Genomic DNA, 18,014 nt, shown 5'->3' with positions numbered 1-18,014 from the left:
GTTCAGATCCTTTCAAGGCGACCACCGCTCCCAGCGATCCTGAGTTCAGTGTCGGTGCAGTTGCTTGACCTTTGCCGACTTCACCATCTTTGGGACCTTCCGCGAAATCTCCTCAAGCGTCGCCATAACCCGGTTCACTTGCGAGAGCGTGGGCGACAGCTCAGGAGCATATCGCACGATAAGATATTCTGTGTTTGAGGACAGCGCTGCCAGGTGGGCCAGCGTGCGATTGCGAAGGACAAGCCCCGCGGCCAGCGCTATTCGCGCCCGCTCGCCAAGGTCATGTTGGAAGCTGCGTACCGTCTCTTCATCGAGACCCTTGGCCTGAAGAAGCGCGTCCAGATAGAGCTCGATGGCATGAAGAGCCAGCAGCCTTTGCGGAAGATGGTTGAGACTGGGTGGGGCCTCACCCAGTTTGATCGCGGCGGCTTTGTATTGCGCCGCCAGGTTCAAAACGTCTCGTACGCCCGCAGATTTGCCGAGGTCCATGTCGCTAGATCTCCGCGTCAGAGTGAAACGTCGTGCTCGTTTTCGACCGCGTCGTCAGCCATCTGGGCGGACGCTTTTGGACTTTGCGTCCCCGTGATACAGATCAGGTCCTTCAACATCCTCCGCAACTCTGGCCAGGGGGCGTCGTCAAGCTTGAGGCCCGGATCGTGCGTAGCGATCAGGCAATGGAGCTTTGCGGCGACTTCGATCACCGAAGAGACCGGTGCGATCGACATCACCCGCCCCAGTACGCTGGCCTGCTCTGCGAGTTCCTGTTCCAAAGCGGCGACTGCGCTATACCCAAGGCGCCGATCAGCCTCCTTCCATCGTTTCTGGCGCTCGTGCAGTTCGGCTTGTCCGGGACCGACATTCAGCTGCGCGATGCGATGGATGGCGGCCAATGACCGGATCGGGACGGCGCCGTCGTCTCCAGCCCTTTCCAGTTCGGAAATCGGCAAATCTCCGGCTGTTTGCAGCATGTCGGAAGCAAGTCGTTTTCGAAGGCGGGCGGCTCGGAGGCAGTGATGATGGTACGCGTACCAGCGCGGCCACAGCTCCCTGACGGGCGTTGGACCGCTTTCTCTAAGCCTGTCGAAATCCGCAATGCGCGCGCTCAGAACGCGGGCGGCCAGGGGCAGGAGGTTACGACGATCGATCCGGTTTGGAAGGTTTTTTGGGGCGTCATCGTCCGCGTCTTTAATTCTACGCGTAATTGCAGGCAAAGTTCTGCTAATCTCAGAATCAGCCATGATCCGAGCTCCCTAAAGCTTGAATTGCGGTCAGGCTACGGACGGTGTCGCAAGCACCGTTCGTGGCCGCTTTGACCATCGCAGTGAGTTTGAATCATCCAGAGATTATGTCAAGGTTATAATGTTGACTGCCGATCAGGTCCGAATGGCGCGGGCTGCTTTGAAGTGGGGTGTCCGAGATCTGGCAAGTCGAGCCAATATCACGGCCGCTACGGTTTCCCGGATTGAGGCTGGGCGCCCAGGGTATTCGGCGACACTGGAGGCGATACGTATTGCCTTCGAAGCCGCGGGCATCGAGTTCATCCCCGAAAACGGGGGCGGGGCTGGCGTCCGGTTTTCTAAGCCCAAAAATCCACCTCTGGGGACAGTATCCGACTAGCTGCAGTGAGCCTATCCTCATTTGCAGTGCGGGCCTCGCAAGGCTGCGAAGTTTTTTCAACGCGAAAGTTCCTCACATCGCGCGACGGGTGACCTGATCCTCACTCGCTCAGTACGTGAGCCCGTGTCATCCGTGCACTTCTGGTCGGCGCGGCGAATCTCTTTCGTGCGGCTTGTGCCGCCACATTTTTCGTGAGGTGAGGGGCCGAGGAGCTCCGCCCCCTTCGCCCCTTCAAGCGGCTGCCGCCCAGCTTCCTTCACTCCACTGCCGCTGCGTTCCGTGCAGCCGGGTCCCCGCGCAGCCGCTTGCACCCCAATCCCCCGCTGGTCCGCCCGAGCTCGGGAAGCAGGAGCGAAAGGCTCCCGCTTCGCGAGATCAAGGAAAGGGCAAGGACATGGGTAAGGCAAAGGCAAGCGAGACCACGACGACCGTCAGCGATATCTATGAACGCATCACCGCCCGTATCGTCGAGCAACTGGAGGCGGGAACGCGACCGTGGATGCAGCCATGGGGCGCTGGTGGCTCGCCAGTTCGTCCGCTGCGCCACAACGGGGTTGCCTATCGCGGCATCAACACGGTGCTCCTCTGGATGACCGCGGCCGAGCGCGGATTTAGTTCGCGCTTCTGGATGACGTTTCGGCAGGGGCAGGAACTCGGCGGCAGTGTGCGCAAGGGCGAGAAATCCACGCTTGTCGTCTATGCCAATGCGATCGAGCGGAAAGAGACCGACGAAGACGGCGAAGAGGTTGAACGCCGTATTCCCTTCATGAAGGGCTACAATGTGTTCAACGCCGACCAGATCGATGGCCTGCCGGCGCACTACTACGCCGTTGAGACCGCGCCGGCCGAGGGCGAGGGCAGGGAGCGCATCGAGGCTGCCGATCGGTTCTTCGCCAATCTCGGCGCCGACATCCGCCATGGTGGCAACAGAGCGTTCTATCAGCCGGTTGGCGACTTCATTCAAGTGCCTGTCTTCGACGCCTTCGTTTCGGCCGAAGCGCATGCGGGAACCCTCGGCCATGAATGCATCCACTGGACGATGAAGAGCTCCCGGCTTGACCGGAACCTCGGCCGGGACCAATGGGGCGACGAAGGATATGCGAAGGAAGAACTGGTCGCCGAACTTGGCAGTGTTTTCCTCTCGGCCGATCTCGGCATCGCGATCGAGCCGCGCGAGGATCACGCCGCTTACATCGCCTCCTGGCTGAAAGTGCTGAAGAACGACAAGCGCGCCGTGTTCCAGATGGCCGCCCACGCCGAGCGTGCCGTAACCTACCTGCACGGTCTGCAGCCGACTGCGGAGGATGCGGCAACCACCGCAGGCGAACCGGCTATGGCATAGGGAAGATGTTCTCATCGTCTTTGGCCTCCAGGCTGGATGTTCCAGATCCAGCCTGGAGGCATTTTGCCGGCGGTCGCCCCGCGAGCGGAGCGACCAAGATCAGCCGCTAGGCTTTTCTACCAGCGTCCGTGGGCGATACCCGCGCCCAAGCTTTCGGCGTACGAGCAAAGGAAGAGACGAATTGCTTCGTCCTCCCGAGAGAACCCGTGGGCTGCGGTTTGCCCGAGCGCGCCAATGCGTCCCCAGCGGCGGGTGAGGCAGATTTCGCCGAAGAGGTTGCTGCCGATCTCAAGCGAATAGAACCGCGCCATGTTGCGGGTCGCGTCTCTGCGCTCGATATACAAAAGATAGGGCTGCGTGATCATGCCCGCAGAATCGCGCGTCCCAGCCCGACCGTCCAACGACACTTTTGAATCGATCCGGCGCCATCGATTCATTTTCGTGATGAACGCGTTGTCAGTGAGGTTCGCTCGCAACGATCCTCGCAACAGTGCGAGCCTGGCTTTTTGAACTGCTGACGGCGCTGCGCCGCTTCTAGCGCGGTGCGTCTTTCCGTCTGAGCAGATGAGCGCTGATCGCGTCGCGCTTTGACGCTGATGCTGCAAGGGAAGACACCGAGGCTTCGACGCTGGACCCGTTGCGCGCCTTAAAACCTTCGTACTTCTTGAGCGCATCCAGACGGTCGGCATCCGAAACAGGTTCGACCGGTTCTCCGTCGATGTCATGGCGCATGGAACCCGGCCGTGCGACCGCGATCTGGTAGCTGCGCGCGTGCACGTAGGTTGCCAGCGCCTTGCGCAGAGCCGAGACGCTCACGTCCGGTTTCAGGAGAGGGCGGATCTCGTTCCAGAGCCCGAGCGCAAACGGCCGGATCGGATCGGCAACCCTGGAGGGAAGAACGGCGATGGGTCGAATGAGAAGGGCGTTGATCGCCTCGGTCTTGGCGACCTCCCGTTCCCGCGCCAGAACCAGGCTCGAGCTCCCACGAGGAGATTTGATTGTCGGCTGTATATGACCCATTGCAATCCGTCCAATCCAAAAAATGCCGTCGGTCAGGACAGGTCACGCACATCCAAGCCGACGACATCGCTTCAGTTGCAGAGCATCTAGTGCGTGTGGGCTGAGACTTGAAGTGGTGCAATCTCGCTATTGCGGCCGGGTGAACAGGCCGTCGAACTCCTTGTCCTCGAAATACCGGATCTTTGCGACGACGGCCGGCGACTGGCCCTGGCGCAGCAGAATCATCTTCTTTCCCGACAGCCGCAGGATCTCGTCAGCATTGATGAGATCCCGCGCGGCGATGTGTTCGGAACTGGATGTGGCGCCCTTGCTCCAGGATTGGGTGATGTAGTTGGCATCCCTCTTGCCGATCGTGCGCGCGATCAGCTCGGCGGTCTCGATGTCGTTGACGCCGAAGACCTGTAGGATCGCGGCGTTCGACAGGAACGTTCCGGCGCGGCGGCCATAGGTGGCTCTGAGCTGATGCACATCCTGCAGGATCGGCCAGAGCTGGACACCATAGCCAGCCATCAGACCCATGGCGCGTTCGACTGGCGCCAGGTGACCGAGGGCTGCGAACTCATCAAGAAGATAGAGGACCGGACGGCGAGGGGTGGTCCGTTCCCGGGCCATCGCCGAGAGGCTTTGCGCGATGAGCAAACGGAGCCAACGGGCATAGCTCGACAGCCGGTCGGGCGGTAGCACAAGAAAGATCGAAGCGTTGAGACGTTTCAGATCGGCAAAAGCAAAGTCCGACCGGCTGAGCACCGCGGTCATGCGCGGACTGTCGAGGAAATGGGTATGCCGTTGCGCCGCCGACAGCACGCCGGCGGCTTCGCGATCCGATTTGCCGAGATGACGATTGGCCGTCCTGGCGATCAGGCCATTGCCCTCATCCATCTCCTGCATGCGCGCCAGCAGACCGAGGAAGCGTTCCGGCGCTAGCGTGAGATATTCGCGCAAGGTTCCAAGGTGCCGGCGCCCTGGCGATTCCGAGACAACGATCTTCAGGATCAGCCCGGCGATCAGCGCTTTGGCTTCCTCGTTCCAGTGTGCTTCGCCGCCCGTTCCAGGTTCGTCATAGACCAATGCGTCGGCAAGCGTGCTTGCGTCTTCGGCAACATCGAGACCGTCCGGATCGAGCCCGTCGAGCGGATTGTAGGCTGATGAATCCTGACCGGTGGCTTCAAAGGGATCGAGAACGTGCACCGGTCCGAACCGCGCGCGTGCCTGCTTGGCGATCTCAGCATTCTCGCCTTTCGGGTCGATGCAGATGATCGAGCGATCCGCAGTCAAGAGGTTAGGGATAACTGTGCCAACGCCTTTGCCAGTTCGCGTCGGCGCCATGGTCAGGAGGTGGGCCGGTCCATCATAACGCAACAGATCTCCCGACGCTGGATCGCGCCCGATCAGCAGGCCGTCATCACCCGCGGCGAGCTCCTTCAGTTCGCGGTCGTTGGCCCAGCGCGCCGTTCCGAATACCGAGGTTGCGATGTCGCCCGAGACGAAGGCGGCGATGAAGCCAAGCACGCCAAGCGCGATCGGCAGGTGTTTCGCGATCAAAGTGACGACGTCGTTGGCAAGGCCGTACTCGACGCCGGCGATGAGGTAGATGAGGAAGTTGGAAAGCAGGATCAGCGCCGAAAGCACCAGGCCGAAGAGGACGGATATGATCGCAAAGACCGGCGCCTTGATCAGCGACTTCAGGACAGAGGTGATCCTCATTCTGCAGCCCTGCTGGTCTCCTCAGTCTGAGCGGGTTCGAGGATGTCGTCGAACAGCGCCTTGTCACCATCGCGCACGAGAAATCCGGGCAGTTCGCGTTGCAGCCAGTCTCTCAGTCGGCGGGTAAACTCAGGATCGTTGGATTGCTCGAGCCGATGCAGCACCAGGGCGCCGATCAGGATCTTGCGTCGCGTGTCCTGGGCGCGCTCCTGTTTACCGAGCCTGGCCTTCAGCGTCTTCTTGCGCTCTTCCAGTTCGGCGAGGCGTTGTGAGATCGACTTGCGTGCCATGAGATTCTCCTGATGCTTGTGGTATCCGAGAGTTTCTGCCATTGCGCGTTGTGGCCGGAAGTTAGTCGCCGGTGCGGAATGCACAACCCCGAATTGTTATGGGGAGGGTGCATCTTGCATGATCCCGGACGGAGAGAGCGGAGCGAACGAAGTCAGGAAGGGCGCACTTACGAGTTGCTGCGCAACTCGGCGCTTGGTATGGTTGTACGACTTTGGAGGGTGTCGCTTGGCCATCTACCATTGCAGCATGAAACCGATCGCTCGAAGCGGCGGCCGTAGCGCGGTTGCCGCCATCGCCTATCGCACGGCGACAAAGATGCTGAATGAGCGCGATGGCATCGTGCATGACTTTACGAACAAGCGGGGCGTCGAGCATTCCGAGATCGTGCTTCCGGATAGCGTCGAGGCTGCCTGGGCTCTCGATCGTTCGACGCTCTGGAACGCGGTCGAGAAAGCCGAGAACCGCAAGGATGCGCGCGTCGCCCGTGAGTTCGAGGTGGCACTGCCGCATGAGATGATTGCGGCCGATCGGCTGGCTCTGACGCGTGACTTTGCGCGTGACCTCGCCAACCGCTACGGCGCCGCTGTCGACTTCTCCATCCACCTACCACAGGGCGAAAGCGACATCCGGAATTTCCACGCGCATGTGGTGATGACGACGCGGGTGGTGACCGAAAAGGGCCTTGGCGACAAGACGCTGATCGAGCGCGAGAACAAGTGGCTGTTGAACCATGATCAGCCGACCTCACACATGCAGCTACGCGAGATCCGGGAGCTGTGGGAACATCACACCAACCGGCATCTGGCGCGGCTCGGTCTGGATATTCGGGTCGACCATCGCTCGCATCTTGAGCGTGGTTTGGAAATCGAGCCGACCGAGCATATGGGCGTGCATGCTTCGCAGATGGACCGGCGTGGGCTGGACGTGTCTCGCGAGCGGATCGATCAGAAGGCAGCGCGGAAAAATGCCGAGTTGATCCGCAGGCAACCGGAGCAGGTGTTCGCGATCATCACCGGCGAAAAGAGCGTGTTTGATCGTCACGACGTGGCGCGCGCGCTGCACCGTTACATCGACGATCCGCAAGGGTTCCGCAATGCGTTTGCCGCGGTCATGGCATCATCGGCACTGGTCGAACTGAAAGCTGAAACCGAGACGGAGCTTGCCCGATACTCGACCCGCGAGATGGTGGAGATCGAGCATGGGATGGCGGCGCGTGCGGAGCGCATGAGCCGGTCAGCCAGACACCCGGTCCACCGGGGGCATGTCGAGCGGGCGCTGCGCATTCAGGACGATGCCATACGGGCGAGGGCCTCCGCGTCCAATTCGAAACCGTCTGGGCTTGCGGGGGAGGAACGGGCGTCGGATCGCACCGGGACGGCAGGCCAGGTTGGCCTGAGCGACGAACAGCGTCTGGCCGTTCATCACATCACTGGCTCTGAGCAGATAGCCGCGGTGATCGGCTTTGCCGGAGCGGGCAAGTCGACGATGCTGGCCGCTGCGCGTGATGCCTGGGCGGCTCAAGGCTATCGCGTGCATGGCGCCGCTCTTGCCGGCAAGGCGGCCGAGGGCCTCGAGGAGTCTTCCGGCATTGCCGCGCGCACGCTCGCGTCCTGGGAATACGGTTGGCAGAACGGCAAGGGACAGCTCTCAAGCAACGACGTGCTCGTCATTGATGAAGCCGGCATGATCGGAAGTCGCCAACTGGCGCGCTTCGTCGCCCAGGCGGAGATCTCCGGCGCCAAGCTGGTTCTTGTCGGTGATCATGAGCAACTGCAAGCGATCGGCGCCGGCTCGCCGTTTCGGGCGATCGTCGAGCAAGTCGGTGCGGTCGAACTCTCGGAAATCCGCCGGCAGAAGGATGCCTGGCAGCGCGAAGCGTCCGTTGCCTTTGCCACCCATCGCACGGATGAGGGGCTATCGCTTTATGCTGAGCGTGGCGCCGTCCAGCTTCTGGAACATCGGGATGAGGCGAGAGCGGCACTGGTGCGCGACTACCTGGCGGACGGCGAAGCCAGGCCCTCCGGATCACGCATTGCACTCGCGCATCGGCGGATCGACGTCAGAGCGATCAATGCCGATATCCGCGCCGGGCTTCAGCAGCGTGGATCGTTGGCGAAGGGCGGCGAAGAGCATGATGTGCTTGGACGGGAAGTCGTCTATCGGACGAATGACGGTGAACTGTCCTTCGCGCGCGGCGACCGCATCGTGCTGCTTGAAAACAACCGCGATCTGGGCGTGAAGAATGGCATGCTCGGGACCGTGATCGCCGTCGAGCCGGACGCACTACATTTACGTCTCGACGGCGGAACTGGCGGGAGCAACGGCGCCCGCGCGGTCACACTGCCAGTCAACAGTTACCAAAGCTTTGACCATGGCTACGCCACGACGATCCACAAGTCTCAGGGGTCCACGGTCGACCGGGCCTTTGTCATGGCGTCGCGGACCATGGACCGTCATCTTTCCTACGTTGCCATGACACGGCATCGCGACGAGGTTCGGCTCTACGCTGGGGCCGATGAGCTCAAAGACATGAAGACACTGAGCCTCAGCATGGGACGCTCAGGCGCGAAGGAAACGACGCTCGACTACACCGGGGCCTTCGCCGAGCGGCGCGGGATCGCGGAGCAGCTGGGTGTCAGCAGCGAGATCCAGATTGCCACGGTTCAAGCTCTCACGCCGTCGGCAAGTTCGCCGAAGGCGGCCGACGAGCGAGAACGACGCAGAGAGGTGGCTGCGCCGTCCTCTGGCCTGCCACGCGGGGAACGCCAGACCGTCGAGCCGCTTGTTCCGGCAATCACGTCCTACGCGCGCAGCGTCGACGAACGAGCCCGCGAAAAAGCCAAACCAGATTTTGACCGCGCAATGGAGACCGTGCGATCGCTTGCGCGGAACGTCTTTGCCGATCCGGAGGGCGCCGCTGCCAAGATTACCGGGGCGATCGTCGACCACGGTATCGACGGAGAGGTTCTTGCAAAAACTGTGGCGGAGCGTCCGGAGCAGGTCGGTGAGCTGCGGGGCAGGGCGGGGCTGCTTGGCGAGAACAAGGAGCGCAAAGCAGCCCGTCAGTTTGCGCGCGCGCTCGGCAACCATGTTGAAGCAGCCGCCGAGACCTGGACGCGGCGACTGAAAGCTGAGCGCGATGCTGAGATCTGGCGGCGGGAAAAGAGAGACATGGTCGAAGTACCCGGGCTTTCAGAGCGTAGCGAGAGCATCCTGAAGCAACTCGATCAGTTGCCCCAGGCTCAGAAGGCGCAGTTCGTGGAAGAACTCGCGCGCAATCCTGAGGGACGGGAAGCGCTCGATGAGGCAAAGAAGATCGCGCACACTCTCGAGCAGCGCTTTGGCAGCTCAGACCCGCGCACGTTCAAGAAGGAGCTGAACCGCCTTGGGCTGGCGGAGACGGCGAAGATCGAGCGCATCACTGAGGTTGCCCAGCTTGTCGATCGGGCGCACCGAGCCGAGCTGAGCCGAAAGTATGAACTTTCCCGAGGATTGAACAAAGGGTTGGGCTTGGGGATGTAGAGCTGGCCTTCGGACAACAAGCTTCCGGAAAAGATCGGGGCTGTTGCGGCCAGGACGTCGCGATCTTTTCATGATGGGCGGGCGTCCCATTGATCCATGCATCGGTGCGCATCCTCTGGCCGCCGCCGCCCCCACGTCGAAGGCTGCTAAGTGGGAAACTCGCTTTGAAACTCGTTACAAAGACTTTGGGCTCGAGTTCGCCGTGGCCACGTTTCGTCACAAGACTTCGCCGCGGGCAACGGCGGTTGGGTCGGACAAGGTGTCGCTTCAGAATGTGATCCCAATACAGAACATCCGAGACGCCCCTGTAATCGTAGGAATTCAGCTATCCGCGGTGCCCGCGTTCGTTCTGAGGGGGCGAATGAACCTTTTGCCTACTCGTCTCTTGCTCAACGCCGGCAGAAGAAGCTCGCATGTAGTCGATCCTTATCTCGTGACCTCTGATCGTGGAGGAAAGTAACACGCTTACGACCAAGTTTCCGACGTAAACGAGCGTTGCGCAAGAAAGGCAATCAAGAAAGATGTAAAGCGCGAAGGTCAGCCAACCCGATAAAACCGGATAGGTTTCCAGCTCCTGCACCGTCCACAGTCCCACAGTTAGATGTACAAAGCCTGCTAGCCAGAATCCTACACAGAACGGGCATCGCCACTGTTCATATAAAGTCTGTACCCACGTCGGGCATCTATCCAAAGTATAATTGAACAAACTACCCCAAAACGGCAGTTTATCCCAGATCAAAATGTAGAGGGAAAGGGATATTAAGGCGGGCGTTGCGTTTATCATTTTCGCGTTTTCCGGAAATTACCAGCAGCGATCGTCAAACAGATCAGAAGAGGAGGTGTAGCGATACCAATACGCCTGAGCATAGAGGCTAAGATACCTTCGCCATCCAACGGATCGAGGAGGGGAATCCGGGCTGGCGTGCAGCTGAGACACCAACATCACATCGTACGGGCATAGAGCGGAGGAGGCCGTTTGAGCCAAGCCGCGCATGGCTTCCGCTCCGCTGGAGTTCAACCAGGCTTCATCGTTGTCGTACAGGATAGTTCGCAGTTGAAAGCGATTGTCAGCGATGTCAGCAGCTAGATTGTATTCTTGGAATATTTCTTGAAGAATGAGGAATTTGGTGAAGCGATCAATCTCTGACTGTGTCGCGCCATCGGCTGGCGGGACATTGATGTAGACCGCCGCTTTCTCGATCTTTTTGCTCTTCAATTCATATTTTTTCTCTCGTTCCGCGAGTTCAAAATCCATCGTCGCAAAGTCTGAGTTGAAAAACAAAGGGCGACCGTAGTACCCTATCAGGCTCATATTAAGAATCTTCCAGTAAACATCGTCTTTTGGGTTCTGATATATTTGCGAAATAGACTGTTGTAACTTTTCAGCAAAAGAACTTCTGTAGGTGTGCGGATTAATTCCTTGAATACGGTCGTTTCCGACGAAAACAAAGCGGTCGCTTTTGTTTAGGACATCCGTGGAAACTAACTCAAAATTAACCGCCCGATTGCTCACTTTTGCAAGGAAGGAATAAACCGTCTGGATGTAATCCGAGTACGTTTCCGACATGCTGGAGTCTATAGAAACGTTGAAACGCTCGGTTTCATCTCGAGAAAATGGGACGGCATATATGAAGTTAATATACGGGCCGTATTCGTTTAGTGCTGTATCCACGTATTCATTGTAGTCATGTCGTTGGCTCGCCACGTAGCCGACACTAGCTGCAGCCAATAGAACGACCAACCCACCAATCAAAATACGACCACGCATAGCTACTCCGTCGACGCCAAGCGGCGGCACGTACTCTCGTCCCGTGCCGCCCTTTACTCCATTGAATTGTAAGTTCGTTTCCGACTCAATCCCGGTCGTGGTTATTGCCGCTGCGGTAGGAGTTGTGGGGGTCGCCGGAATGGCAGCTTGAGCACCCCATGCCGTTCCGCTGAGCCCAAAGGTGGTCGTAACCGTTCCAACCACCGGGAGTCCGGTCACGGCGCAGTCGGCCCTCATCAGTCAAGTTGTCGCGGGTGTTTTTCGAACCGTCACGGTTCCGCTTAGCTTCTCTGTTCACGCGGTCGCTTCTGCCGCTGTCTCTGCTACCCATTCGAGTCTCCCCTTCGCATAGCGATTAACCAACAATCGAGCACACGCATCGATTGCAAGTGTAAGCGATCATTTTACGCGCATAATGTCAATTAGTATCCCGCATTGGTTGTTTTGTTTATTGCGTCAAGATTGGATTCGTGGCTAGACAGCGGGCAAGGTGAGCGGTCGGCGGAGGAGGATGAGTTTGCGAGACGTGCAGGAAGCTCAATCGCGCCCCGCACCGTTGGGCTGGTTTACCCGATCGACATTCCGTTACACGCACCTCATCCTTGAACTCATGGTCGTGGCGGTCGTCATTCGACTGCTTGGGCTTGTCCAACCCTTCGTATTCCAAGCCATCATCGATCGTGTCCTGCCGTTTCAACGCGAAGCAACGCTGACGTTGATTGTCGTCGTACTAGTCCTCGTCACGCTTATGAGCGCGACCTTGCAGGCGATGTCGGCCTATCTCGGCAATCACATGGGAAATCGCCTTGTCGCAGAGATGGCGGGACGAATTTTCCGGCACGTGCTTGGCTTGCCCCTGCAGTTCCTGCAGCGTTGGCAGGTCGGGGAAACCTTGGCGCGAATGGGTGAAATCAATACCGTGCGGGCCTTTCTGACCGGCACCATGTCGGGTTATGTGCTCGATGTCCTTTTCGCCGCGATTTACATCGGCGCTCTGCTGTCCATCAGCCCTTTACTGACAACAGTAGTTCTCGTGATGCTGCCGCTCCAGATGGTCGCGTTCGGGGTGCTGGGGCCATTTCTCAGGCGGCGGATGCAAGTGGCGTTCCTTGCAGGCGCGCGCCATCAATCGCGGCTGGTCGAAACGTTCGCCAACGTTGTTACCGTCAAGGCAATGGCGTCTGAACGGCGCCAAGCCGAGCGCTTTCAGGAAACGCTAGAGGACAGCCTTACGGCTGGGTTCCGCGTCGCGAAGCTCAACATCGGAGACGATTTTGTTGGCGATATTCTCGGAAATGTTTCCGTCATTTTGATTATTTATTTCGGCTCGAGGCTCGTGTTTCAAAACGAGATCACTCTCGGCGAGCTGATTGCGTTCCACCTTTTAAGCGAGAAGGTATCGGGGCCGATCATGTCGCTTTCATCCATATGGGAACAGTGGCAAGGAATTGGCATTGCGCGCCACCGTCTTGGCGATTTTTTGAATACGCCGGTGGAAACAGAGGTCGTGCGACCACCGTTGCGGATAGAGTCCCCCTTGCGGCTCACTTTGGACGAAGTGTCGTTCGGCTATGTGCCAAATAGGTTTGTAGTACGTGACGTAACGGTGAGTATCGAACCGAATAGGCCGACGATCATCGTGGGTGGTTCCGGCATCGGCAAGTCGACATTGGCGAAACTGATGTCCGGCCTCTACTCGCCGGAGAGCGGTACAATCCGAGCTAACGGGCAAGACATCAACGGATGTGATCCCGATAGCGTGCGGCGTGCCATCGTTTATTTGCCGCAAGAGCCTGTGCTGTTTTCCGGTACGGTGATGGAGAACCTTCTACTAGCGCGCCCGGCCGCTACGGCGCTGGAGATTCAGAACGCTTTGGCTGATAGCGCTGCCGACGAGGTGGTATCGCAGTTGCCTGGGGGGCTTGACGCTGATGTCGGAGAACGAGGCGGCTACCTATCGGGCGGCCAACGACAGCGGCTCGCTCTGGCACGTGCACTGCTTGGTGATGCGGCCGCGCTAGTTCTCGATGAGCCCACCAGTTCTCTCGATGCAACCTCGGCCGCCATCGTCGTCGCGACATTGAAACGGTTGGCGCGTCACAGAACGTTGATCGTGATCACACACCATCCAGAACTTCTAGGACAGGATGTCAACTTACTTGACCTCGCGACCCTTCAACCAGTTCCAAGGGAACACGCGATGGCGGAGCCTGCATGACTAGCCGGGAATGGGGAGCACCAGCTTCACCGACCATTCGCATTACCGTTTGGCTGTTTGTTGTGTTCTTTGCGGTAGCGGTGATTGGCAGCTATGTTGCCGAGACCGAAATTGTCGCTCGCGGTCAGGGCAAGGTCGTACCAACGAGCCGGGTTCAAACGGTGCAACCGCGCGGTGACGGCAAGATTACGGCCATCCACGTTGCCGAAGGAGGAGTGGTGAAGCGGGGCCAACCGCTTGTCGTGTTGGATGACACGTCGGTCAAAGGTGACATTGATCGCGTCAAGGGGGAGATCGATCGGCATACTATGGATAGAGCCGTTGCCCAATCGATCCTGTTGCCACTTGACAAGGGTGATCCTGCCGGACAGGGGCTCGTTGAGGGGGGCCTGGTAGTCTTACGGCAGGAAAGTGCTACGGAGGCTGTTGATACAGAGGCGCTGACAATCGCCGTACTTTCGGCACTTGGCGACCAGATTGCGCAGATCGATGCACAGGCCTTTCGCATCGAAAAAATGAAAGGGGTGCAGGTGGCTCGAATTGAGAAAGCCCGCACCGAAGCGCACATTCTCGCATTACGTTTTGCTGCTTCTGAAAGCCTGAAGGAAAGAGGCACGATCAGCAATTCCGATTACCTTGAGCGGATGCGGCTCATCAATGCCGGCAGGAACGAGGTTCTAATCGCCGAGCGCGAATTGTCCGGGCTCGAGGCGGAGGCCCAGACGGTCATCGCCCAGCGTAAGAGCGCAATATCAGAGGTGCGCTCGACCTATCAAAAGCAGTTCAGTGCAGCGTCTATTGCTTTGAAAGCCCTGCAAGGCGAACTGAGCGCTGCTGAACGTCGGCTGGCAGATCTTTCGATTGAGGCACCAATCGCCGGGCGGGTCGAGAACTTGGCTGTGCACACGGTTGGCGGGTTCGTCGAGGCTGGCGCAGCCTTGATGACGGTGGTCCCGTCTGACGGTAAGATCGAGCTCGAAGCGTTCTTCGACAATCGGGATATAGGGTTTCTAAAGGAGGGCCAGCGTGCGTTCGTGAAGTTTGACGCCTTCCCGCCCGAACGCTTCGGCGTTGTCCATGGAGTCGTTACGAGCGTTGGCGCTGATGCGCGGCAGCAAGTGGCTGGTGGACCATGGATTTATGCGGCGCGGATTCGGCTCGAACAGAACGGCATCTCGGTCGGCAACAGAATGGCCTCCTTCTCACCGGGAATGACCGCGACGGTTGATGTGATCACGGGCGAGCGGCGACTAATCAGCTACTTCTTCGAGCCCATCCTTAAGACCCTGCAAGACAGTTTCGGAGAACGGTGAATGACGACGACAGACAACACGACGACAGATCCTACGACGTTCAACGTATTTGAAGCATTGGGAATGGTCGTCGCCATCGCAATGGAATCACACTACAGCGACTGGTCCATTTCCGAGGTCGAACGGTACATCGTTCCTGCGCTGAAAAGCGGGCAATACAAGCTCTATGTCAACGATCATGTTGGTCCCGCCGCCTTTGTTACCTGGGCCTTCCTTAACGACGAATGCCATGAAGCCATGCTTGCTCACGGGCGAAATCCGCCAGCGGACCATTGGCAATCGGGCAGACATCTCTGGGTAATGGACATTGTCGCACCTTATGGCGACGCGAAGCGCGTGGTTCGTGATCTGCAACGGAATCTCTTTCCGCAAATGCACGGTCACTCGATAAGGCGCGATCCGAGTGGCAACATCATCCGTGTCGCGAGATGGCGCAATGCGCTTGCTGGAGACCGAGCCGGTTTTTGCTAGCTGACGTCCGATGCGTGCAAAAGCTAGGCCCGCCGCGGCCGTTAGCTGCCTCCGCCAGCCACGAGGCGCCGGCCGCGCTCCCTTTGGCTGCCTATTGGAACGGCTTAAGGAAGGTGAGTAACCAAGACTTGCCAGCGTTGCGGGGTGAACTAGGGCTTTCGAGAAAATAGTTAATAATATCAATAGTTTAATCGCATAACGCGGATTATGGAACCAGTGTCTTCAGAGAACCGGCGAGGTTCGCCTCCGGACCGCGACTCGGCCAAATTAGTCAAAAGCTCCCTTTAAATTCGGCTATAGAGGTGCTCTTCCGTGAACCTCTGCTGCCTATTTACATTAGATCCGGATTCTTCCCAAAGATCTACAATAACCCCCATTCGCGGCTCCTATAGGAGAATGGACCCTTGCACAGGCTATTTGATCTACGTGCTGATTTGGCAACGCCTTCAGGATGACGGCTGTAGCAATGTACCCGCCATCTATTGCGATCCGACCGTGTATTCGATCCCCGATTAGAAAAGGGTTCGCAAGGACGTGAAACGTCGCGACAAAACTACTCTCCATGACGGCGAGGCGGATCGAAAGGGCATGGAAATCGAGCATCACCCCCGAAAGCGCATACTGAGCCTTGTAGACAGCCTCTTTGGCACTGAAAACGGCCCTCGCCATGAGACCTTGGTTGTCTCGGCAGAACATATTCAGCCAAGCGATTTCCTGAGAGTTGCAAATCAATTCCACGAGGTGACTGTCGAGAGATTTGGCCGGCTCGATGTCAAGGCCAAGGGATCGGAAACCGTCGGCTTTTCGAGCGACTACAGCACCACAAAGACTATCGCAGTGGGTGATCGAGCCGACAATTCCATTCGGCCAGACAGGTGCGCGGTCTGTACCTGCGGCGACAGTTTGCTGCGGGATACCAAGTGTTTGCATTGCAGCTCGTGCGCACCGGCGTCCGGCGGCAAATTCGCGCCTACGCTGATCCACTGCATTCGCGACAAACGCCACTTCGGGAGGGTGCAAACCATCTGCCGGCTGTGTCGGGTCGCTAGTCGCCGCTGCTACCCCGGGGCCGAACAATGAGGAAAGAGTATTCAGCAAGACGGTCACCTATACGAGGCACCCGGCACTGTGGCCACCAAGGCGCCACTGACTTGGTGTGATCTTTAGAAACCGGTTAGAATATGCAACCAACTAGACCACAGTCATTTTCAATGTGTCACTTTGTTCGCCACTCTTGTCAATAGATCGTTTGTTGGACCATTGCCCCAAGCGAAGACACAATGATTGAGGAATCAGATCATGGCTGCTGAATGATAAATATTGTTGATCCGTAGGACTGCTCATCGACGCCACTCTGGAATGGCAAGAGTGCTCCAGAAGATGATCCTTAAAATGTTACACTTCTCTTCGAGACTCAAATCCGGCTTGCGTCTCACACTCGATTTTCTTAAAGTCGTGGTTGTTCGCATGCTCCACAGCGCAACTATCCGTCGCATTACAGGCAGATTTGTGACCGAATAGGAGACCCATAATGACTTCTTTTCAATATGATTTTATTGACGACGCATCTTTTGATCCGGCGGATAGCGCAGCCTCATTGTCGGATTTGTGCCGTAGCCTTGTAGAAAGCGTTCAGCTGCTCGCCTACGCGATACCCCAAACCGGCTTGATTGAGGCCAAAATTCTTCTTGCTCGCCACATTGAGCGGGATACTGAGGTCGTCACTCGACTGAATAATCGAATACGCGAACTTGGGCGCACAATAGATGTTCAGGCCGCTCGAGTCGTTGATCAGGAAAAAGCAATTACATGCTTTGAGGATGAATCAGGCCACCTTCTTCCTTCAGGTATTTATGCAACCAAGGCGGAACTGCTGGCTAGTATAGCCAAACGAAAGGCACACACTCATCCATTGTGGGATGAGCCAAGTTATAGAGTATTGGCTTTTGCCAGTGAGGTACTCTCTGACGAGATTGCCGATTTCAATAGGATAAAAGTCTTTGCAAAGCGCGTGCCGCCTTCTTCTGAAACTATAAAGGGAGCGCCTCTCCGCGACGGCCGACTTGCTGTGGTTCCCGACAGCAGAATGCAGCTAAAATCTGAAAGCGCGGACAGAAACCTCGCTGAACTGATGCATCACACCCTGATGGGCACAGAAATTCCCACGATCGAGATGACGGCGGGGTTGATTCGTGACTTTCCCGATACTCCTTGGGAATTTGTCGTAGATATTTCCCGGCAGCTTTGGGATGAGGCACGCCACGCGGAAATGTGTATAAAGCGTTGTAGACAAGCCGGTTTCGATATCGGCGATTTCCCGTGCGACCACAAAACGTGGTCTCTTACGAATGGAAAGCCTTTGGAGTTGCGGCTTGCCATCCATCAACGAATTGGGGAGTGGCTTGGCGTTGATGCAGCCATTGAATGGACACGCAGGTTGGAAGCCAACAGCGATCTACGGACAGTGGGGCTCCTCAATTTTATCGTGGAGGATGAAATTGCTCACGTGGCAATCGGGAACAAGTGGCTTCGCAATCTGTGCCAATCGGAGGAGCGGATATGGGCGATTCACGAGCAAGCGGAGAAGGTACGGGCCGAAGCGTCCGGTCCAGTCAACGGGCACATTCCATTGCCTCTAAACGTGGACTCGTGTCTCCGAAGCGGATTTGGAGAAAAAGAGATCGAACGGCTCGCCGAGAAGCGAGAGGTTGTCGTAACAAAAGTCGGGGACCTCTAACACGTCAGGAG

General features: G+C 57.9%; 15 protein-coding genes. 7 read left to right on the top strand and 8 right to left on the bottom strand.

The features are described 5' to 3' along the window. Positions 1–45: 45 nt before the first annotated feature. Together IB267_RS33620 and IB267_RS33615 are read right to left on the bottom strand one after the other, a co-directional pair. Positions 46–489, bottom strand: coding sequence for a hypothetical protein (locus IB267_RS33620; protein ID WP_246810934.1), 444 nt, complete (start codon positions 487–489; stop codon positions 46–48). A 17-nt stretch (positions 490–506) separates the two neighbouring features. After that, on the bottom strand, positions 507–1,238 hold the full coding sequence (locus tag IB267_RS33615; RefSeq protein WP_246810933.1) for a hypothetical protein: 732 nt from the start codon (positions 1,236–1,238) through the stop codon (positions 507–509). Positions 1,239–1,383: 145 nt separating this feature from the next. Between IB267_RS33615 and IB267_RS32805 the strand changes: the two genes are divergently transcribed. Both IB267_RS32805 and IB267_RS32800 read left to right on the top strand, forming a co-directional pair. After that, on the top strand, positions 1,384–1,617 hold the full coding sequence (locus IB267_RS32805) for a helix-turn-helix transcriptional regulator (protein WP_192451586.1): 234 nt from the start codon (positions 1,384–1,386) through the stop codon (positions 1,615–1,617). Positions 1,618–2,011: 394 nt separating this feature from the next. Then, positions 2,012–2,959: an ArdC family protein gene (locus IB267_RS32800; protein ID WP_192451559.1), complete on the top strand. Its 948-nt coding sequence runs from the start codon at positions 2,012–2,014 to the stop codon at positions 2,957–2,959. Positions 2,960–3,075: 116 nt separating this feature from the next. Here the strand turns inward: IB267_RS32800 and IB267_RS32795 are convergent, their stop codons facing one another. From IB267_RS32795 to IB267_RS32780, 4 genes are all read right to left on the bottom strand, one after another. Next, positions 3,076–3,324, bottom strand: coding sequence for a WGR domain-containing protein (locus tag IB267_RS32795; protein ID WP_371742694.1), 249 nt, complete (start codon positions 3,322–3,324; stop codon positions 3,076–3,078). 169 nt (positions 3,325–3,493) lie between these two features. Next, positions 3,494–3,979, bottom strand: coding sequence for a ProQ/FINO family protein (locus IB267_RS32790; RefSeq protein WP_192451558.1), 486 nt, complete (start codon positions 3,977–3,979; stop codon positions 3,494–3,496). 126 nt (positions 3,980–4,105) lie between these two features. Further along, positions 4,106–5,683: a type IV secretory system conjugative DNA transfer family protein gene (locus tag IB267_RS32785; protein ID WP_192451557.1), complete on the bottom strand. Its 1,578-nt coding sequence runs from the start codon at positions 5,681–5,683 to the stop codon at positions 4,106–4,108. Beyond that, entirely contained in the window at positions 5,680–5,973 is a 294-nt protein-coding gene (locus IB267_RS32780) for a mobilization protein (RefSeq protein WP_192451556.1), read from the bottom strand. The genes IB267_RS32785 and IB267_RS32780 overlap by 4 nt, the downstream gene beginning before the upstream one ends. Before the next feature lie 226 nt (positions 5,974–6,199). On the opposite strand from IB267_RS32780, the gene traA reads away from it, so the two are divergent. After that, a complete protein-coding gene (gene traA, locus IB267_RS32775) occupies positions 6,200–9,496 on the top strand; it encodes a Ti-type conjugative transfer relaxase TraA (RefSeq protein WP_192451555.1) in 3,297 nt (1,098 codons plus the stop codon). Positions 9,497–10,298: 802 nt separating this feature from the next. Here the strand turns inward: traA and IB267_RS32770 are convergent. After that, a complete protein-coding gene (locus tag IB267_RS32770; protein WP_192451554.1) occupies positions 10,299–11,483 on the bottom strand; it encodes a hypothetical protein in 1,185 nt (394 codons plus the stop codon). Between the two features lie 391 nt (positions 11,484–11,874). Between IB267_RS32770 and IB267_RS32765 the strand changes: the two genes are divergently transcribed. From IB267_RS32765 to IB267_RS32755, 3 genes are read left to right on the top strand one after another with little or no spacing between them, the layout of a single operon-like run. After that, the gene (locus tag IB267_RS32765; RefSeq protein WP_246810937.1) at positions 11,875–13,482 is read left to right on the top strand and encodes a peptidase domain-containing ABC transporter; all 1,608 of its coding nucleotides are present in this window, start codon (positions 11,875–11,877) and stop codon (positions 13,480–13,482) included. Beyond that, a complete protein-coding gene (locus tag IB267_RS32760) occupies positions 13,479–14,795 on the top strand; it encodes an HlyD family type I secretion periplasmic adaptor subunit (RefSeq protein WP_192451552.1) in 1,317 nt (438 codons plus the stop codon). Before IB267_RS32765 ends, IB267_RS32760 begins: the two co-directional genes overlap by 4 nt. After that, complete coding sequence (locus IB267_RS32755; RefSeq protein WP_192451551.1) at positions 14,796–15,266, top strand: toxin-activating lysine-acyltransferase; 471 nt, start codon at positions 14,796–14,798, stop codon at positions 15,264–15,266. A 336-nt stretch (positions 15,267–15,602) separates the two neighbouring features. On the opposite strand, the gene IB267_RS32750 is transcribed toward IB267_RS32755, so the two are convergent. Continuing rightward, positions 15,603–16,364, bottom strand: a complete 762-nt coding sequence (locus IB267_RS32750) for a 4'-phosphopantetheinyl transferase (RefSeq protein ID WP_192451550.1) — start codon at positions 16,362–16,364, stop codon at positions 15,603–15,605. A 433-nt stretch (positions 16,365–16,797) separates the two neighbouring features. On the opposite strand from IB267_RS32750, the gene IB267_RS32745 reads away from it, so the two are divergent. Continuing rightward, positions 16,798–18,003, top strand: coding sequence for a DUF455 family protein (locus IB267_RS32745; protein ID WP_192451549.1), 1,206 nt, complete (start codon positions 16,798–16,800; stop codon positions 18,001–18,003). The last annotated feature ends 11 nt before the right edge of the window (positions 18,004–18,014 follow it).

Origin of the sequence: Ensifer sp. ENS09, from assembly GCF_014852425.1 — a bacterium.
Lineage (GTDB): Bacteria > Pseudomonadota > Alphaproteobacteria > Rhizobiales > Rhizobiaceae > Ensifer.
Note: the sequence above shows the minus strand (reverse complement) of the source record. Positions and strands in the feature narration are given on the sequence as shown.

Bases quoted from the DNA above. Each gene is read 5' to 3' on its own strand.
- IB267_RS32765 (WP_246810937.1), top strand. From the start codon at position 11,875: ATGGTCGTGGCGGTCGTCATTCGACTGCTTGGGCTTGTCCAACCCTTC.
- IB267_RS33615 (WP_246810933.1), bottom strand. From the start codon at position 1,238: ATGGCTGATTCTGAGATTAGCAGAACTTTGCCTGCAATTACGCGTAGA.
- IB267_RS32805 (WP_192451586.1), top strand. From the start codon at position 1,384: ATGGCGCGGGCTGCTTTGAAGTGGGGTGTCCGAGATCTGGCAAGTCGA.
- IB267_RS32785 (WP_192451557.1), bottom strand. From the start codon at position 5,683: ATGAGGATCACCTCTGTCCTGAAGTCGCTGATCAAGGCGCCGGTCTTT.
- IB267_RS32795 (WP_371742694.1), bottom strand. From the start codon at position 3,324: ATGATCACGCAGCCCTATCTTTTGTATATCGAGCGCAGAGACGCGACC.
- IB267_RS32760 (WP_192451552.1), top strand. From the start codon at position 13,479: ATGACTAGCCGGGAATGGGGAGCACCAGCTTCACCGACCATTCGCATT.
- IB267_RS32745 (WP_192451549.1), top strand. From the start codon at position 16,798: ATGACTTCTTTTCAATATGATTTTATTGACGACGCATCTTTTGATCCG.
- IB267_RS32790 (WP_192451558.1), bottom strand. From the start codon at position 3,979: ATGGGTCATATACAGCCGACAATCAAATCTCCTCGTGGGAGCTCGAGC.
- IB267_RS33620 (WP_246810934.1), bottom strand. From the start codon at position 489: ATGGACCTCGGCAAATCTGCGGGCGTACGAGACGTTTTGAACCTGGCG.
- IB267_RS32780 (WP_192451556.1), bottom strand. From the start codon at position 5,973: ATGGCACGCAAGTCGATCTCACAACGCCTCGCCGAACTGGAAGAGCGC.
- IB267_RS32755 (WP_192451551.1), top strand. From the start codon at position 14,796: ATGACGACGACAGACAACACGACGACAGATCCTACGACGTTCAACGTA.
- IB267_RS32800 (WP_192451559.1), top strand. From the start codon at position 2,012: ATGGGTAAGGCAAAGGCAAGCGAGACCACGACGACCGTCAGCGATATC.